Source organism: Priestia sp. JNUCC 25, from assembly GCF_053667915.1.
This window is the reverse complement of the sequence record NZ_CM132211.1, coordinates 514,375-531,713: the sequence shown is the minus strand read 5'-3', so window position 1 is coordinate 531,713 and position 17,339 is coordinate 514,375. Positions and strand designations below refer to the sequence as shown.

The 17,339-nt window shown below is 38.7% G+C and carries 23 protein-coding genes and 1 riboswitch; of the genes, 7 read left to right on the top strand and 16 right to left on the bottom strand.

The features are described 5' to 3' along the window. Nucleotides 1-16: 16 nt before the first annotated feature. Nucleotides 17-181: a hypothetical protein gene (locus JNUCC25_RS02845; RefSeq protein WP_013055291.1), complete on the bottom strand. Its 165-nt coding sequence runs from the start codon at nt 179-181 to the stop codon at nt 17-19. Nucleotides 182-551: 370 nt separating this feature from the next. On the opposite strand from JNUCC25_RS02845, the gene JNUCC25_RS02840 reads away from it, so the two are divergent. Then, a complete protein-coding gene (locus JNUCC25_RS02840; RefSeq protein WP_013055290.1) occupies nt 552-770 on the top strand; it encodes an alpha/beta-type small acid-soluble spore protein in 219 nt (72 codons plus the stop codon). A gap of 65 nt (nt 771-835) precedes the next feature. On the opposite strand, the gene JNUCC25_RS02835 is transcribed toward JNUCC25_RS02840, so the two are convergent. Further along, nucleotides 836-2,101 carry a hemolysin family protein gene (locus JNUCC25_RS02835; protein ID WP_013055289.1) on the bottom strand — a complete coding sequence of 422 codons (1,266 nt, stop codon included), beginning with the start codon at nt 2,099-2,101 and terminating at the stop codon, nt 836-838. Nucleotides 2,102-2,285: 184 nt separating this feature from the next. Here JNUCC25_RS02835 and JNUCC25_RS02830 point away from each other — a divergent pair, with 184 nt between their 5' ends. Next, complete coding sequence (locus JNUCC25_RS02830) at nt 2,286-2,906, top strand: NAD(P)-dependent oxidoreductase (RefSeq protein ID WP_064471290.1); 621 nt, start codon at nt 2,286-2,288, stop codon at nt 2,904-2,906. Nucleotides 2,907-2,944: 38 nt separating this feature from the next. Here the strand turns inward: JNUCC25_RS02830 and JNUCC25_RS02825 are convergent, their stop codons facing one another. After that, nucleotides 2,945-3,142, bottom strand: a complete 198-nt coding sequence (locus tag JNUCC25_RS02825; RefSeq protein ID WP_029320754.1) for a hypothetical protein — start codon at nt 3,140-3,142, stop codon at nt 2,945-2,947. A gap of 181 nt (nt 3,143-3,323) precedes the next feature. Here JNUCC25_RS02825 and gpmA point away from each other — a divergent pair, with 181 nt between their 5' ends. Then, nucleotides 3,324-4,049 (top strand): 2,3-diphosphoglycerate-dependent phosphoglycerate mutase, encoded by a 726-nt coding sequence (gpmA, locus tag JNUCC25_RS02820; protein ID WP_013055286.1) that lies wholly within the window; start codon nt 3,324-3,326, stop codon nt 4,047-4,049. A 31-nt stretch (nt 4,050-4,080) separates the two neighbouring features. On the opposite strand, the gene thiD is transcribed toward gpmA, so the two are convergent. The 9 genes from thiD to JNUCC25_RS02775 all read right to left on the bottom strand — a co-directional run bounded on the left by thiD (nt 4,081) and on the right by JNUCC25_RS02775 (nt 10,073). Next, complete coding sequence (thiD, locus tag JNUCC25_RS02815; protein WP_013055285.1) at nt 4,081-4,890, bottom strand: bifunctional hydroxymethylpyrimidine kinase/phosphomethylpyrimidine kinase; 810 nt, start codon at nt 4,888-4,890, stop codon at nt 4,081-4,083. 22 nt (nt 4,891-4,912) lie between these two features. Then, entirely contained in the window at nt 4,913-5,932 is a 1,020-nt protein-coding gene (locus JNUCC25_RS02810) for a thiazole biosynthesis adenylyltransferase ThiF (protein WP_013055284.1), read from the bottom strand. Further along, the gene (locus tag JNUCC25_RS02805) at nt 5,929-6,696 is read right to left on the bottom strand and encodes a thiazole synthase (protein ID WP_029320752.1); all 768 of its coding nucleotides are present in this window, start codon (nt 6,694-6,696) and stop codon (nt 5,929-5,931) included. Before JNUCC25_RS02805 ends, JNUCC25_RS02810 begins: the two co-directional genes overlap by 4 nt. Before the next feature lie 5 nt (nt 6,697-6,701). Beyond that, a complete protein-coding gene (gene thiS, locus JNUCC25_RS02800) occupies nt 6,702-6,905 on the bottom strand; it encodes a sulfur carrier protein ThiS (protein WP_013055282.1) in 204 nt (67 codons plus the stop codon). Beyond that, nucleotides 6,902-8,029: a glycine oxidase ThiO gene (thiO, locus tag JNUCC25_RS02795; protein ID WP_013055281.1), complete on the bottom strand. Its 1,128-nt coding sequence runs from the start codon at nt 8,027-8,029 to the stop codon at nt 6,902-6,904. The genes thiS and thiO overlap by 4 nt, the downstream gene beginning before the upstream one ends. Then, the gene (locus JNUCC25_RS02790) at nt 8,013-8,636 is read right to left on the bottom strand and encodes a thiamine phosphate synthase (RefSeq protein WP_013055280.1); all 624 of its coding nucleotides are present in this window, start codon (nt 8,634-8,636) and stop codon (nt 8,013-8,015) included. The genes thiO and JNUCC25_RS02790 overlap by 17 nt, the downstream gene beginning before the upstream one ends. A 121-nt stretch (nt 8,637-8,757) precedes the next feature. After that, a riboswitch (TPP riboswitch) is annotated at nt 8,758-8,859 on the bottom strand. A 162-nt stretch (nt 8,860-9,021) separates the two neighbouring features. Then, nucleotides 9,022-9,237, bottom strand: coding sequence for a hypothetical protein (locus tag JNUCC25_RS02785; RefSeq protein ID WP_013055279.1), 216 nt, complete (start codon nt 9,235-9,237; stop codon nt 9,022-9,024). A 47-nt stretch (nt 9,238-9,284) separates the two neighbouring features. Continuing rightward, nucleotides 9,285-9,674: a fluoride efflux transporter CrcB gene (crcB, locus tag JNUCC25_RS02780; protein WP_078081445.1), complete on the bottom strand. Its 390-nt coding sequence runs from the start codon at nt 9,672-9,674 to the stop codon at nt 9,285-9,287. Next, nucleotides 9,675-10,073, bottom strand: a complete 399-nt coding sequence (locus JNUCC25_RS02775; RefSeq protein WP_029320749.1) for a fluoride efflux transporter FluC — start codon at nt 10,071-10,073, stop codon at nt 9,675-9,677. 341 nt (nt 10,074-10,414) lie between these two features. On the opposite strand from JNUCC25_RS02775, the gene JNUCC25_RS02770 reads away from it, so the two are divergent. The 3 genes from JNUCC25_RS02770 to JNUCC25_RS02760 are packed head-to-tail and all read left to right on the top strand — an operon-like array spanning nt 10,415 to nt 12,689. After that, nucleotides 10,415-11,236, top strand: a complete 822-nt coding sequence (locus JNUCC25_RS02770; RefSeq protein WP_013055276.1) for an amino acid ABC transporter substrate-binding protein — start codon at nt 10,415-10,417, stop codon at nt 11,234-11,236. After that, entirely contained in the window at nt 11,220-11,924 is a 705-nt protein-coding gene (locus JNUCC25_RS02765) for an amino acid ABC transporter permease (RefSeq protein ID WP_029320735.1), read from the top strand. The genes JNUCC25_RS02770 and JNUCC25_RS02765 overlap by 17 nt, the downstream gene beginning before the upstream one ends. A 30-nt stretch (nt 11,925-11,954) precedes the next feature. Continuing rightward, the gene (locus tag JNUCC25_RS02760; RefSeq protein ID WP_029320733.1) at nt 11,955-12,689 is read left to right on the top strand and encodes an amino acid ABC transporter ATP-binding protein; all 735 of its coding nucleotides are present in this window, start codon (nt 11,955-11,957) and stop codon (nt 12,687-12,689) included. Between the two features lie 34 nt (nt 12,690-12,723). Here JNUCC25_RS02760 and JNUCC25_RS02755 read toward each other — a convergent pair whose 3' ends face one another. Continuing rightward, nucleotides 12,724-13,668 carry a nucleoside hydrolase gene (locus JNUCC25_RS02755; protein WP_029320731.1) on the bottom strand — a complete coding sequence of 315 codons (945 nt, stop codon included), beginning with the start codon at nt 13,666-13,668 and terminating at the stop codon, nt 12,724-12,726. Nucleotides 13,669-13,851: 183 nt separating this feature from the next. Between JNUCC25_RS02755 and JNUCC25_RS02750 the strand changes: the two genes are divergently transcribed. After that, nucleotides 13,852-14,847, top strand: a complete 996-nt coding sequence (locus JNUCC25_RS02750; RefSeq protein ID WP_029320729.1) for an NADPH:quinone oxidoreductase family protein — start codon at nt 13,852-13,854, stop codon at nt 14,845-14,847. A 52-nt stretch (nt 14,848-14,899) separates the two neighbouring features. Here JNUCC25_RS02750 and JNUCC25_RS02745 read toward each other — a convergent pair whose 3' ends face one another. From JNUCC25_RS02745 to JNUCC25_RS02735, 3 genes are all read right to left on the bottom strand, one after another. Beyond that, nucleotides 14,900-15,331 carry an Rrf2 family transcriptional regulator gene (locus JNUCC25_RS02745; protein ID WP_013081642.1) on the bottom strand — a complete coding sequence of 144 codons (432 nt, stop codon included), beginning with the start codon at nt 15,329-15,331 and terminating at the stop codon, nt 14,900-14,902. A gap of 66 nt (nt 15,332-15,397) precedes the next feature. Then, a complete protein-coding gene (locus JNUCC25_RS02740) occupies nt 15,398-15,727 on the bottom strand; it encodes an antibiotic biosynthesis monooxygenase family protein (RefSeq protein ID WP_078081444.1) in 330 nt (109 codons plus the stop codon). A gap of 123 nt (nt 15,728-15,850) precedes the next feature. Beyond that, on the bottom strand, nt 15,851-17,260 hold the full coding sequence (locus tag JNUCC25_RS02735) for a SpoVR family protein (RefSeq protein WP_013055269.1): 1,410 nt from the start codon (nt 17,258-17,260) through the stop codon (nt 15,851-15,853). Between the last annotated feature and the right edge of the window lie 79 nt (nt 17,261-17,339).

Sequence of the window (17,339 nt, the reverse complement as noted above, 5' to 3'; positions counted from 1 at the left end):
CCCTAGGGGTCTTTTTTTATTCCTGTATTTGCTTCAATTCTTCACTGTGACAAGTAGAGCAGTAAAAGAGATGAATACATTGGTGATTTGCTAAATCACTAGGATACCCATTTTCTACTTTTAACTGATCGATTTCCATGTAAGCACTGTAATCATCAAAATAATCGCTGACTTTTCCCATATCTCCCAGCACTCCTCCACATGTTTTGCACGTCATTTGTACATCACTAAACCCATTACATAAGGAACAAATCGACATCCGCACACCTCGCTTTACCTGATCAATATGTACCTATAATATGCACGGAATAAAACTCTCTTACTCTTTATCAAACTCCACACAAAATTTCTATAAATTACCAATAAATTTCTATGTATATGTTTTTTTCCCTTTCGCCATAATACTAGTAACAACCGAGCACAACAGCTCGCAAACATTGAGTTACGCCGCGGTAGGCAAGCAGATCTAATCGATGCATCTGCTCGGCTGGTTCAACTCCAGCTAACTCAACCATTACAATCTATTTTATCTAACGAGGAGATGAATACACATGGCAAATTATCAAAACGCATCAAACAGAAATTCATCAAACAAGTTAGTAGCGCCTGGTGCTCAAGCTGCTATCGATCAAATGAAGTTCGAAATCGCTAGTGAGTTTGGTGTAAACTTAGGACCAGATGCAACAGCTCGTGCGAACGGATCTGTTGGTGGCGAAATCACAAAACGTTTAGTACAATTAGCTGAGCAAAACCTAGGCGGCAAGTACTAATATTAACTAATTTCATATTATGGCTTTAGCGCTCCAAGATTTCTTGGAGCGCTTTCTAGTTTCTTTTAATCAGCTTCCTCATTCTTATTCGCAAATGATTTTACGGAAACTTTGCGAATACGTCGATTTTCTACTTCCTTAATGGTAAACAATATCTCTTCATATGAGAAAAAGTCTCCTTTAGCAGGAATATGATCAAACTGCTCATATATCCATCCCCCTAAGGTATGGCACGTACTGTCAGGAGAACTAACCGCTATATAGGTTAAAAATTCATCAATAGGGATGTCGGCGTTAAATTCGTACTCCTTTTCTCCTATCCGGTGTACATACTTAACAGCTTCATCATGTTCATCCCAAATCTCTCCTACAATTTCTTCTAATATATCCTCTAAGGTCACAAGACCGGCCGTTCCCCCAAACTCATCAACTACAATTGCCATGTGAACCTTACTTTTTTGGAGCTCTGGCAATAGAACAGATATTTTCATGGATTCTACTACAAAAATAGGTTGTCTCAACAAATCACGAATAGAAATCTTTTTTCTTTGGACTAAACAGGTTAAAAATTCTCTTTCTGATAAAATGCCAATAATATTATCAATATGATCTTCATATACAGGCACTCTCGAATATCTCTCTTCAAGAAACATTTGACAAACCGAATCAATATCGGCATTTACGTCAACTGCTGTGACATCTATTCTAGGTTTTAAAATTTGCCCCACCACAATGTCATTAAAATTGAGTGAACGATGAACTAGCTCTTTTTCAATATTATTAATCGTTCCTTCTTCTTCGCTTAAATCTACCATCACTTTAATTTCATCTTCTGTAATCGTTGGTGTAGGAGCAGACGCTAACAAGTGAGAAGTTCCTTTTTTCACCTGTAAAAATAAGAAGGAAATCGGGGTTAACAATTTAATAATAATAAATAACAAGGAAGAAATCATCAGCGCAAAAGATTCGGCATGCTCTTTAGCTAACGATTTTGGCAAGACTTCACCAAAAATCAAAATGATGATGGTCATAACGATGATACTAATCACAAGTGCCAGATTTCCTTTAAACATATCGAGGGCAATTTTAGCTGCCAAAGAGGACGCAGCAATGTTTACGACAATATTTCCTACTAAAATTGTCGATAGCGTCTGCTCAAAGTGTTCAGCAATATGCAGCGCTTTTTTACTTCCCCGATATTTTTTCTCAGCGTAATGTTTTAAACGAATTTTATTTACGCTTGAAAAGGCTGTCTCAGCAGATGAAAAGAAAGCTGATAACATAAGCAAAACGACTAATATCATCATTTGATTCAGAGGCAAGTCTCCCAAAAGACATTCACTCTCCTATTTTTTGATTTTTCTGTCTTTTTATCATATCAAATTTTTTTGTTGTTGAATATTTCATTCATCAACTTTGTATTACTTTATGCTACGCATGCTTTTTATTATGAATAAGTATACAGATTGTATATCCTAAAGAATAGATACTATCTTTTATAGAGGGGTGTAGCCAATGAAAATTTTACTATTAGGCTCTACAGGGCGAGTTGGAAAGTCTTTATTAAAAATGATGCTAAAAGATGAAAACGACGTTACTGTACTTGTTAGAGACCGCACTAAGCTACAGGTTAGTCATCCAAACCTACATATCTTACAAGGCGATGTACTTCATCAAGAAAATATCAACTTTGCCCTCAAGCACCAAGATATCGTAGTCAGCGCGTTAAATACAGATGGTGCAGAGACGATTTCAAAAAGTATGCCGCTTATTATAAACAGCATGAAGTATTACGGCGTTCATCGTATTCTTACTATTGGAACTGCAGGCATCTTACAATCACGAACAGAACCAGAAAAGTATCGTTTTCAATCAAATGAATCAAAGCGTAAAACGACCAGAGCAGCAGAAGATCATTTAAAAGGATACTTACACTTGAAGGAAAGTGATCTAAACTGGACGGTTATATGCCCAACATACTTGCCTGAGGGTGAAATAACAGGCACGTATCGAGTGGAAAAAGATATTTTACCAGCTGATGCCGTTAAAATTTCAACGGGAGATACCGCTCACTTTACCTACCATGAGATATGGGCTCAAAAATTTCCCAAATGCCGCGTTGGAATTGCTTATTGAAAAATCAGGAGAACTTTTCGTTTTCAAAACGAGAAGTTCTACATCCAGAAAATTCCAATTATAGCTAATCCACCTAGAACAAAACCTCCTATTTGACCAACGAGAGCCGGTGTCAAAACAGGCTTTCCTTTTTCTTTCTCTAATGTGCTAATATCAAGCTTCATCTGATACATTTCTTCTTTTAAATCTTCAATCTGGCTGTGCAACGCTTGAATCTGACGTTCTTGGTCACTCATCCACTATCTTCCCTTCCCTTTTTTATTTTTATCATATGCGTAAAAAAGTTAAAGCTTTACTTTTCAGCATCACTTTTTCTAAATGATAAAAACTCCTTTGCCCGGCTTTAGGATAAAAAACTCTTTCCTTCTCATAATAAAAAAGAATAGAGTCCTTAGTCACTGTTGAAAGGAGAACACGATGATAAAACTTGTGTTGATTCGGCACGGACAAAGCGTGTGGAATCTGGAAAATAAATTTACAGGCTGGACGGATGTAGATCTTTCTAAAAATGGATTGCAAGAAGCGCGAGAAGCTGGAAAAGTGCTAAAGAAAAACGAATATACTTTTGATATTGCCTATACTTCTGTTTTAAAACGATCCATTCGCACTCTATGGATTGTCTTACATCAAATGGACTTCATGTGGATTCCCATATACAAATCTTGGAGGTTGAATGAACGGCACTACGGAGCTCTTCAAGGTTTAAACAAAGAAGAAACCGCAAAAAAATTTGGAGAAGAGCAAGTACATTTGTGGAGAAGGTCGATGAACGAACGCCCTCCTGCTTTAAAGACAACAGATATTCGCTATGAAGCTTCCAACCCTAAGTATAAGGAATTAGCTAAGGGACAATTTCCTGTAACGGAAAACTTAGCCGATACAGAAAAGCGGGTTCTAGAATATTGGAACGAAACTATTGCTCCTTCTATTAAAGCTGGCAAAAAGGTTATTATTTCCGCTCACGGTAATACGATTAGAGCTCTGATGCAGTATTTGGATAACATTTCGCCTGATGGCATTGCGAACTTGAATATTCCCACAAGCGTGCCGCTTGTTTATGAGCTTGATGATAATTTAAAGCCCCTTAGACATTATTATTTAGGCATCGATGGAGAGATTCCTACACATATTCCTTCTTCATAAAAAACGTGCCTAGATTGTAGGCACGTTTTTTTTATATGTTTGAACGAAAGTATTTTCTATACGCCCAGTGATTAGTAGGACCGTGTCCGGAACCAATTTCAAGCGTATGCTTAATCGCATAGTGAACAAAATCCGAAGCGGTTTGAACTGCTTCAACCACGCTTTTACCTTTCGCTAATTCAGCCGTGACGCAAGCAGCAAACGTGCATCCCGTTCCGTGTGTATGCTTTGTATTCATCTTTTCATGCGTGATTTCAACGTACTTATGACCATCATACACTATATCAATCATATCTTGATGAGATTGATCATGTCCGCCTTTAATTACCACGTGCTTTACACCTAGCTCATGCATCTGTTTTGCCGCTTCTTTTCGGTCTTCAATCGTGTGAATTTCTTTACCCGTGATGACTTCCGCCTCCGGTATGTTCGGCGTAATGACTTCACAAAGAGGCAATAATTCTTTTAGAGCCTGTACAGCTTCTCTTTGAAGAAGAGACTGACCGCCTTTTGCAATCATAACGGGATCAACTACAACATTTTGCAGTCCGTACTGTTTGATTTTACGAGCCACTGCGTAAATAATATCAGCACTGAACAACATACCTGTCTTCACTGCATTAGGAAATAAGTCAGTGGCAATTGAATCTAACTGCGTTTCAACTGCTTCTACTGCTAAAGGATAAACTCCTTGAACGCCAACAGTATTTTGTGCAGTCACAGCTGTAATAACAGACATGCCAAAAACGTCACGCTCTTGAAATGTTTTTAAATCTGCTTGAATGCCTGCTCCTCCACCGCTGTCTGATCCAGCAATGGTTAATGCTTTTGGTACTGTCATGCCTGAAACCTCCATCTCTTTCTTACCCAATATACCGATGATAAAGTGACTTTGCCTCTACTATATCGTTTGTTCCATGGACAAAGACGCGTCCATCTTGAAACATCACTAAACGGTAATCATCTACATAAAAAGAAAGCAGATACGGATTTTGTTCAATTTTATATCCTTTTTCTTTTAATCGTTCACCTAAAGACTGCAGCGGCTGCTTGGCTGATTTGCCCGGACGGATTTGTACCGTGTTTCTTCCGCATAGCACAGCTGTTTTCGTTTGATTTTCATATTGTAAAAAGGGATACGTTTGTTCACTGCCGCATGAGCGGCAAGCAGATTTGCGAAACACGTTCACATTGATGCTCGTATACTCATTTTTCCATACGTCAAACGAAACAAGTTCCCTCCTGAGCGCATTCCAGTCTCCGACTAATATTTTTAACACTTCTGTTACTTGATGAGCGACTACCATTTGTACAGCAGGACTAATAATCCCCACTGTATCACATGTTAACCCTCCAAGCGGTACAGATTCAAGCAAACAGGATAAACACGGTGTTTCACTTGGTATGATAGTATAACTAATTCCATAACTTCCTACACATGCTCCGTAAATCCAAGGAATATCATATTTTTGTGATAAATCATTCATTACAAGGCGTGTGTCAAAATTATCGGTTGCATCAATCATAACATCTACCCCCTCAACAAGCTGTTCTAAAACTTGAGGGGTACCGTCTGCTACGTGCGCTTCTACTTTTACATCATGATTAATATCGTGAAGCCGTTTTTTAGCGGCAATTGCCTTTGGAATTCTTTTATCAGCATCTTTTTCACTATACAATTGCTGCCGCTGAAGGTTGCTCCACTCTACATAGTCCCGGTCAATGAGCGTTATTTTCTTTACCCCCGCTCGCGCAAGGGCCTCGGCGTTCCCTGTTCCAAGAGCGCCTGCTCCTACAATCAGAACATGCTTTTCTTGAATTTGCTGCTGTCCGCCTTTTCCAATAGGTTGAAACAATTCTTGGCGGGAATAACGATTAATCAACCGATACTCATCCCTTCTGTTGGACTGCTTGCCGTTGCATATTGTTTCTTTTCAATACGTCCTGCTTCAAATGCTGCTCGTCCTGCTTCAATCGCTAGCTTCATAGCACGAGCCATTTTCACAGGATCTTTTGCTCCTGAAACAGCTGTATTTAATAACACACCATCTGCTCCTAGCTCCATAGCTTGAGCTGCGTCTGAAGCCGTTCCAATACCTGCATCTACAATTACTGGAACAGTTGATTGTTCAATGATAAAACGCATGTTCAACGGATTAATAATACCTTGACCTGAACCGATAGGCGAAGCTCCTGGCATAATGGCATGTACGCCTAACTCCTCTAAACGATGCGCAAGTAAAACATCATCTGATGTGTAAGGTAAAACGGTAAAGCCCTCTTTTAACAGTTCTTCACTGGCTTTTAATGTTTCAACTGGATCAGGAAGCAGCGTTTTATCACATCCAATTACTTCTACTTTCACCATGTCACAAAGTCCAGAAGCCTTTGCTAATTTAGCAATACGTACGGCCTCTTCTGCATTTTTTGCTCCAGCAGTGTTAGGCAAAAGAGTGAAACGCTTCACATCAAGCGCTTCTAATAAATTAGGCTGATTTTGATCAAAAATATCCATTCGTCTCACAGCAAATGTTAAAATTTCTGTTTCTGACTCTTCTACCGCTTGACGCTGAGTCGTAAAGTCCGGAAATTTCCCTGTTCCTAATAGTAAACGTGAATTAAATGTATATTGTCCAATTTTTAACATACTCTTCATCCTCCTCCGACAAATGAAACAACTTCTAATATATCGCCATCTTTTAAGCATGCATCGCTATGTTCTTCTTTTTGCAAAATGTTCTTGTTTAGCTCAACAATTACCACTCGTTCATGCAGGTTCTGAGCCTGCAACAAGTGCTCGACCGTTTCAATTTCGTCTCCAAAAGTAACGGTCTTACCATTAATGATTAGATTCAATGAACTCCCTCCATTACTCTTGTTAGCTGAAATGATGTAAAAAATGAATGATTCGGCTTTTTCCCTAACAAAGCATCAGCCATAATTTTTCCAGTTGCAGCACTTAATAAAATACCGTTTCGGTAGTGGCCAAACGCCATGTGTAGATTCGCTATTTCAGGATGCTCTCCTAAATAAGGCCAGCCATCATTTGTTTGCGGACGAAGACCAGCCCATGCTTTTTCAAATGTGGCTTCTTTAATAGCCGGCAGAAGCGCAGAAGCTTTATTCAGCAAAAATTGAATACCTTGTGCAGAAACCGTCTTGGTAAAATCATGCTGTAGCTTAGTTGCCCCGATTACGATTCTTCCACCAGTCTTAGGCACTAAGTAAAAACCTTCATCTAAAAAAATCGTTTTAGAAAGCAGCGGCTTATGACTTTGAAGAGCAATACACTCCCCTTTTACGGGAAACACCTGACCTACATGTTCAGAAGAAATAAAGCGTTTAGCCCATGAGCCTGCTGCAATAACTACTTTTTCTCCATAAAAAGAGCCTTTGGACGTCTGTACACCTTTTACTGTTTCATTTTCCATAATAAGAGAATGAACGTCACAGTATTCGAATACATCTGCTCCGTGATACAAGGCTCCATGAGCAAGAGCTTGCGTTAACTTAGCCGGAGCTAGCTGGCCGTCTCCCGGTATTGTAATGGCTCCGTATATGTCTGGAGAGAGCCCGGGTTCTAACAAACGCGCTTCTTTTACATCGATCCATCTTACATGTTCATCCCACCGGTGGTGCTGAGCGGCTTTTTTCTTTAATACGTGTGCATCTTCTTCTGTTACAGCGACTTTTAATAAGCCTTTTTGAATGAGCTCTACATCGATGGCCGTTTTTTCTTTTAGTTCCTTCACCAGTTCAGGAAACATGCTTCTGCTCTTAATAGCAAGGTCTAAAAGAGGACCTTCTTCATCAATTTCAGCTTGAGCACCTAAAATACCAGCGGCTGCACTTGAAGCTTCACAACCAATTTGATTGCGTTCAAGAATAGCTACTGACGCTCCTTGTTTTGACAAATGATAAGCGATAGAAGAGCTGATTATACCTCCTCCGATTAACAGTACATCATAATGCTGCTTCATTTTCTCCACCTCCAGATGTCCATATATGAGAATATTGTTTAATCGCTTTGAGGGGATCTTGCGCAAGCATGACACCAGACATCACAGCTATACCGTGTGCTCCTGTTTGAAGCACCTCTTTGGCATTTACAGGTGTAATTCCTCCAATGGCAATAACAGGTATCTGCACAGCGTCTACTACTTCTTTTAGTGCTGCTATCCCTCGACTTTTTAATCCTTTTTTTGAATGTGTTGAATAAATATGTCCGTATAGAATGTAGTGAGCACCATCTTTTTCAGCTTCTAAAGCCTCTTCCACAGAGTGAACTGATTTTCCGACAATAAGAGAAGGAAATGCGTCTATAACAACCGAAACGTCTAAACTATGATAGGCAAGCTGTACGCCTTTTGCTTTTAAAGCATGCGCTACATCAACTCGGTCATTCAAAATAATTTTAGAGCGACAAAATGGCAGGCTTTCTAGTAAACATTGAATCTGCTTTGCCGTTTTCTCTTTTTCTCTAATATGAACGGCGCCCGCAAAAGGCGCGATAGCCGTTAAAATTTTTTGAAGCTCTTCGATTGGCTGCTTATCTGTTGTAATGACATGAAATTTAGGAATATCCACATGATCGAAACCTTTCTATTCAGAATAAAGAGAAATTTCAATCACCTCATCTTGTGTAGAGGGTTTTATTACATACAAAAAACCACTCTACAACGTAGAGTGGTTAGCATGCATCGTTATGTAAACATGATCACCACTTCCCTACGCTGGTCCAAACCAGATCAGGTTCAAAGGGTCCGAAATACATTCGTCTCAGCTTCAAAAAGCTCCCCTAGTGATTGCTATTTATTGATTTTGTTTTCGCACTTAAAATTATAACACAACTAGATGTAAATACAATATCTCTTTATGCTCTTACGGCTCTCTTCCTTTTATAGATGTATCTTTTAAGCTTCTTTAGTAAGTAAGAGGCCCGGCGCACCGCATCATTCTGCTTTTTATATGGTTAGTAATCGGTATAGTCGTCAAATTCTTCTTTGTCTTTTTCCTTTTTCCGATCCCATATAAACAGCAGGAGTAACATAATAAAAGTTAGAATATAAAAACCGTAAAAAATAAATGCCGCGACAACATTTATAAATAAAAATAAAAAACCGATGATCTGACCTGCAACAGCTACAATCAACAAAATGTATTTCCAAACTTCTGCTTTTCTATCCATTCTCTACTTCTCCGTCTTTTTGTTTTTCCCTACTAGAAACGTTCTCTTTACTTAAATAAAAACGTTCCTGCCAGTAAACCGACTGTAAATAAACCAACTGTTCCAAATGCTGAAATCCCCACATACGCCAACATTTTTCGATAAGACTTTTCTCGAATTAACTGTACGGTTTCCACACTGAACGTTGAAAAAGTGGTAAAGGCACCAAAAAACCCAATGCCAATCATTAAAAATATTGAATCATCATAAGCATGACTCGGAACCTTTCCATAATAACTACCGTAAAAAAGACCAAGGCCAAACGCACCGAACAAGTTTACAAACAGCATTGATACTGGAAAAGGAGGGTTTGAAACTATTTTTGTAACTTTTAAACCCAAAAGATAACGGCATATCCCTCCAGCTGCCCCGCCAAGTGCCAAGCTTACTATGCTCATTTACTTCACCTCATGTACTTTCACTAAATTTCCCCCTGCCGCTTCACCGCATAGATAGCCTGCTAAAGCAAGAAGGATTCCACCTACTAAAGAGACAATTACATAAATGGCTCCCCAAAATAAATGGTGCTGAGTGAGAGAAATGACGTCTCCTGCAAACGTTGAATACGTTGTAAAACCGCCGCACACGCCAACTCCTAGTCCAAGCTTTATCCATTCTTTTGGCTTTTTCCACCCAAAAAATCCTGTTAATAGGCCTAGTATGAAGCTTCCTAATAGGTTTTCAATTACCGTTCCTATTGGATAGCCCGTGTATAATAAGGAAAGATTCAGCAAATAACGTGCATATGTACCAGCGATAGCACCAAAGGCAATTGAGATTAAGTTTATGGCTTTCATCATATCGCTCCGTTTCATAAATTCTTCTTTAAGTGTACCATAAGGAATTTATTTCTACCTTAACATTTAACTATATGTTTATTGCACCAAAAGTCATGAAAAAATGAAAGAGAAAATCGTCGCATGAAACTTCCTTTTTACTCCTCAAACCTCCCTTAAAAATCCACTTAATCCAAATTTTAAAATCTTTCTGTATCTTTATGACAAACCGTGTATAGAAGGTATATTTCCCTTATTTTAAGTCACATTAATCGTATAAGTTTTTTTTGTTGACTTTTGCTGTGTTCTTGTTTAGTATCACAGAGTATCATTTCCTATCAGAATACTAGGGGGTTTAGAAAATGAAGAAATTTGCTGCACTTTTGTCGCTACTATTAGCTTTCACAGTTGTGCTTGCCGCATGCGGTTCTAGCTCAAAAAATGAAGCAAACAATGGAGACAATAAATCTTCACAAGGGGATTTATATAATAAAGTGAAAAAAGATGGTGTATTAACAATTGGAACTGAAGGTACATACCCTCCGTTCACTTTTCATGATGACAAACAAAAGCTAACTGGGTTTGATGTAGAGTTGGCTCAAGAAGTAGCTAAACGTCTTGGCGTAAAAGCTGAGTTCAAAGAAACACAGTGGGATGGCATGTTTGCCGGATTAGATGCTAAACGCTTTGACATGATTGCTAATGAAGTGGGTATTCGTGAAGATCGTCAAAAGAAATACGATTTCTCTGACCCATACATCCAGTCAGGCGCTGTATTAATTGTTCGTAAAGACGAAAAAGATATCAAATCATTTAAAGATTTAAAAGGAAAAAAATCAGCGCAGTCATTAACAAGTAACTATAAAGACATGGCTCAATCTTATGGTGCAAACATTACGAGTGCTGAAGGTTTTGCTCAAGCAGTAGAACTAATGAGCGCAAACCGTGTTGATGCTACAATCAACGATAAATTATCGTTCCTTGACTATAAGAAAAAGCACCCTAACGCACCTATCAAAATCGCGGATGAAAAATCCGATGGTGCTGCAAGCGGCTTTATGTTTAGAAAAGACAGCGGTAAGTTAGTGGATGAAGTAAACAAAGCATTGAAAGATATGAAAAAAGACGGAACATACGCAAAAATTTCTAAGAAATGGTTTGGCGAAGATGTTTCTCCTAAATAATATTTTTCCTGATGGAGAGCGATTGAATCAATTGATTTCAATCGCTCAATCATCTCTCCTACCAATGCTAAAGGGAGCTATTCAATATTCTATTCCACTAACATTAATCACGTTTGTACTCGGTATCATTTTAGCTGTCTTAACAGCCTTGGCTCGTTTATCATCTATAAAATTTTTAAATATAATTGCGCGCATCTATGTATCGATTATTCGAGGTACACCGCTGCTTGTGCAATTATTTATTATTTTCTACGGCTTACCCAATTTAGATATAACAATTGATCCATTTATCTCTGCTATTATTGGATTTTCATTAAGTGTAGGTGCGTATGCATCTGAAATTATTCGAGCAGCGATTCAATCTATTCCTAAAGGACAGTGGGAAGCTGGTTACTCACTTGGTATGACCTATTCCCAAGCGTTAAGACGGATTATTTTACCGCAAGCAGCACGTGTATCGATTCCGCCATTATCTAACTCTTTTATTAGCCTTATTAAAGATACGTCACTTGCATCGCTCATTCTTGTTTCTGAGATGTTCCGTAAAGCTCAAGAAATTGCTTCGACTAACTATGAATTTTTACTTCTTTATAGTGAGGCAGCGCTCTTGTACTGGATTATGTGCACAATCTTATCCATTATCCAAGGACGCATTGAAATAAGACTAGATCGTTACGTATCTAAATAACCGTTTCGAGTAGCTAAAGGAGTTTTTCATATGATTAATATCAAAAATTTGCATAAATCATTCGGTGATTTGCAAGTATTAAAAGGAATTGATTTAAAAGTTGAACAGGGCAAGGTAATTGTATTGATTGGTCCTTCTGGATCGGGTAAAACTACTTTTTTACGTTGCTTAAATCTTTTAGAAATCCCAACAGACGGCACGATTGAACTTGATAAAAAAAGCATGAATTTCACCAAACCTGTTCGTAAAAAAGACATTACTTCATTTCGAAGCCTAACAGGTATGGTCTTTCAAAACTATAACTTGTTTCCTCATAAAAGTGCGCTTGAAAATGTTATGGAAGGTCCTGTAATTGTAAAAGGCGTTTCTACTCAAGAAGCAGAAAAAAGAGGGAAAGAATTATTAACACGAGTTGGCTTAGAAGACAAGCTTGACTTTTATCCTTTCCAACTATCAGGCGGACAACAACAGCGTGTTGGCATCGCCAGAGCAATGGCGATGGACCCAAAAGTTATGCTGTTTGATGAGCCTACTTCAGCTCTTGATCCTGAGCTTGTAGGAGACGTTCTTCAAGCGATGAAAGACTTGGCAAAAGAAGGAATGACGATGGTGGTGGTAACTCACGAAATGCGCTTTGCCCGTGAAGTAGCGGATGAAGTTATTTTTATGGATCAAGGTGTCATTATGGAAAGAGGTACACCGGATCAAATATTTTCAAATCCTCAACAAGAGCGGACACGTCAATTCTTGAATATGATTCATTAAAAAGGTTGCACACTTTCATGTGCAACCTTTTTCTTTATTTGGCTACTGCTTTTTTCATTAAATCTGTAATGTACGTAAAGAACGCTTCAGCTGTGACATCATATACGACTTCTACAGGTCGTCCCTCTTGGGAAATTTCTGTTCTTCCTTGGCTCGGTGTTTCTGTATGCACAATACTCGAAACGGTTTTTACCTTCACAAGTGTTGAATTCCCTGTAAATGCTGTTGTGAGTACATCCCACAAATAATATGTTGAATTGGTTTCAACATGCACAAGCGGCGGACAGGCCGCGTAGCACTGCCCTACAAAGTCTACTCCTTCATATCTGCGAAGTGAAGCCCACATTTGACGAATAGCCGGTGTTAATGGAACTTGATTCGTGCTTTCTAAAGCAACCATCTCAATTTTAATTCTGCTTTCCCATACTTTTGCTACTGCTTCTGGATCCCAAAAAGCATTCCATTCCGCCGTTCCATCATGTTCAGGCTCCTGTACATTTCCTACTTCTTGAAATGTACCGCCCATCCACACTAACTTGTCAATTTTCTCTTCTATTTCCGGCGCTTTTTCAAGTGCTCTTGCCAAATCAGTTAATGGTCCTGTAAATAATAAAGTCGTTTTTTCGGCTGTATGTTGTAATGTTTCAATTAAATGATCATGAGCAGGCAGCTGACTTATTTTTGTTTGCACTTCCCCTTTTTCATTTAAAATCGGCAGTGCATCTACATAAAATGTATGCATGCGCCATTCCTTTGGAAATGGGTTCATACCGCGTGAAGTAGATTTGGCTACCTCAATATCATAACTTCCAAAACGATCAATAATTTTTTGGCTTGCGCTGATACCTGGCTCTAGGTATCCGTCAGCGGGAATAACAGATACCCCTGTTACCTTTACATCATCCATTTGCAGCAGTAAAAAAAGGGATACTAAATCATCAATACCTGCATCATGGTTAAAATATATGTTTGTACTCATTTCTCTTCTCCTCTTTCCTATGTATTGCTAACTAATGTTTAGCTATACCGCTATTTTATAATGAAATGACTCGTTTCGTAATCAAAGTATTATGAACTTCTTTTACTATTTTCTATAATGGGTATAGAAATAAGGTAATCTATGTATAGACATATACATCTCAGTATAGAAAGGAGAAATAAAATGGAGCAATCATTTTCAGCATTAGTGGTAGATAAAAAAAGGGAAGACCAAGTGGAGGCGTCCGTCCAAGAACTGACGCTAAACGATTTGCTAGAAGGCGATGTACTTATTCGCGTTCATTATTCAGGGGTGAATTATAAAGATAGCTTAGCCAGCATCGCAAACGGCAATATTGTGACAAGCTATCCGTTTGTCCCAGGAATCGACCTAGCAGGAGTTGTTGTATCTTCTGACAGCCCTGATTTTAAAGAAGGTGATCGTGTCATTGCAACAAGCTATGACATTGGCGTATCACACTTTGGAGGCTATAGTGAGTATGCGCGCATACTCAGCGAATGGATTGTCCCTCTTCCTGAAAATTTAACGTTAAAAGAAGCAATGATTATCGGAACAGCTGGCTTTACAGCTGCTTTATCTGTGCATCGCTTAGAGGAAAACCATACTAGCCCATCTAATGGCTCTGTGCTTGTAACAGGCGCTACGGGAGGTGTAGGAAGCTTTGCGGTTGCCATTCTTTCAAAATTAGGCTACACAGTGGAAGCAAGTACGGGAAAAAGCTCGGAAGCAGCTTATTTGAAAGAGCTTGGCGCTTCCTCTATTGTAGCGCGTGAAGACGTTTATAACGGCAAATTAAAAGCATTAGGCAAGCAAAAATGGGCCGCTGCGGTGGATCCTGTGGGCGGAGAGCCTCTAGCTTCTGTTCTCAGTCAAATTCAGTACGGAGGCTCTGTAGCTGTCAGCGGGCTAACAGCTGGAGGCAAAGTGCCAACAACCGTCTTTCCCTTCATTTTAAGAGGGATTAATTTATTAGGTATCGATTCTGTTTACTGTCCAATGCCTACTCGAAAAGAAATTTGGAATAGACTCGCTAATGACTTTAAGCCTGAAAGCTTCGAACCTTTCATTCAGCAGGAAATTTCACTACAACAGCTCCCTGAGGTACTTCCGACTTTATTAAAAGGACAAGCTCGAGGACGAACAATTGTGAAGCTATAAAAAAACGGAGAAACCTAGGTTTCTCCGTTTTTTTACGAACAGAAGCATGTTATTATGCATCTATTTTTGCTATTAAATCCGTCACTAATTCTTTCATGGTCACATCGGCTAAGACTTGTTCCATGGCATCTTGAGAACGTTTTAAAATCAATTCAAGGACACTTTGAATATTGGCTCCTACAGGACACTCCACATTCGGATTTTCATGCATTTGAAACAATTCTCCTTCTTCCACCGCCGCCACCGCTCGGTAAACGTCTAACAACGTTATCTCTTCTAAATCTTTCAATAGATAAGCTCCGCCAGCTCCGGCTTTTACACCCACGAGTCCAGCTTTCTTTAACATCCCAATTACTCGTCTTATAACAACAGGATTTGTATTTACACTGCTAGCAATCCACTCTGAAGTACTAGGGTGACTGCTATCTACTTTAATTAAAGATAGTATGTGAACGGCCACGGTGAATCGACTGCTAATTTTCATTGCTCTCACTCCTATTTTGTTGTAATCATTATAGTTACAACATTTATGAAAGTCAAGCATGCTTTTTTAGGAAAGAATGTCCTCTTCTACCGCCTCATAAAAGCGCAGCGTTTTCTTGATTTCCATAGCTTCAGAACATGCTTTCATTTTCTTTTTATTCGCTTCTTTATGTTTGTTCACATGTTCTTCTCTTGAGATCCACGCTTGAAAGAACTGCTTGTCTTCCCACTTGGATACAAGGACATATTCAACTTTATCTGCGGAATATTTTTTCCAGCATTCGAACGATAAATTTCCTTTGGCTGCCTCAATTTCTGCTTTGTTTTTGTTAGCTTTTTGCTTGAGCTGTTCTTCAAATTTCTTTTCTGTTTCAAAACTTGCGTTTACAACAAACATCTTATCTTCCTTTCTAAATGAAAGTAATTCTCATTCGATTATTGCACAGTAATTTTATTTTTTCAATTTATATGGATAAATTACAGAAGCCCAAAAAGACCGCTGTTTAAGCGGTCTTCTTTTTTACAAATGTTTTCTATGCACTGTTTTTCCATCATACGTAAAGGCGATTGGCTTGCCTTCCATTACCGTTTCTAAATGAACGGGGCGGCCCCAAAGCTGATGAACGTATGGTACCACTTTTTCTAAGTATTTGACATCTAATTCAATTCCTTCATACCAGTGTTTTAAATAGAGCTCTCCATTTTTTAAATAGTCTCCATTGGTTACTGTGATGTAAGGAAATCCGCCGTTTACGCGCATATTAACAAGCTGATCTCTAACTTCTGTCCACTCTTTGTCGACGATTTTATAGTCTTTTCCTTGTTTTTGGAATAAGTACATATCCTCCCGCATGACTAAATCTTTTGTTAAGTAATTGCGGATAAAGGAAATATCTGATTCAACCTCACGTACCTCAAACATCTTCTCTCTTCCTGATCCAGGCTCCACGCCCCGGCGAATCATATCTTCTGTTGGATTATTGTAGCGTTCTTCAATGTCTTCAAAGATTTTTAATCCTAAATAATATGGATTGATTCCCGTCTTAGACGGCTGCACAACCCCTGCATTTAGCTTGGCGAATTCTATCGCTTCATCACTCGTTAAGTCCATTTCTCGAATAATGCGCTGATGCCAGAAAGAAGCCCAGCCTTCATTCATAATTTTTGTTTCAAGCTGCGGCCAGAAATAAAGCATTTCTTCTCGCATCATCGTTAAAATATCCCGCTGCCAATCCTCTAAATAAGGACTGTATTCTTCAATAAATAATAAGATGTCTTTTTCAGGCTGAGGCGGAAATTTTTTAAAAGACTTTGGAGGTTTTGGTTTTTTCTTTTCTTTATAATCCAAATTCCATAAATCATCGTAAGGAGAAATGATTTCTTCTTCCGATGATTCTACATCATCTATGCTCCAAGAAAGCTTGGCACGCATAAGAGACGGATCAATATGTTCCTGAATCGATAGGACAGCATCCAAAAACTTTTCTACTTCACGCTTACCGTGCTTTACTTCGTATTCTTTAATTCGATCAGCGGTCGCTGCCATACTTTCTACCATATCCCGTTTAGTGTTGGCAAAACGGCTGTTATTTTTAAAGAAGTCACAGTGGGCTAACACGTGAGCTACAATTAATTTATTCTGAATAAGCGCATTGGAATCCAATAAAAATGCATAACAAGGATCTGAATTGATAACTAATTCATAAATTTTACTCAATCCAAGATCGTAGTGTAATTTCATTTTGTAAAATTGTTTTCCAAAGCTCCAATGTGAAAAACGAGTTGGCATCCCATATGCACCAAACGTATAAATAATATCTGCCGGGCAAATTTCATAGCGCATCGGATAAAAATCTAAGCCGAAACCGCTAGCTATTTCCGTAATTTCATCAATCGCACGGTATAATTGCTTATAATCTGCTTCTTTCACGACAGCTCCCCCTTTCACTCCTTACTTCAATCTATGTACAAACATGTCAATTCATGTGTTTTCATCAAAAAGAAGCTTT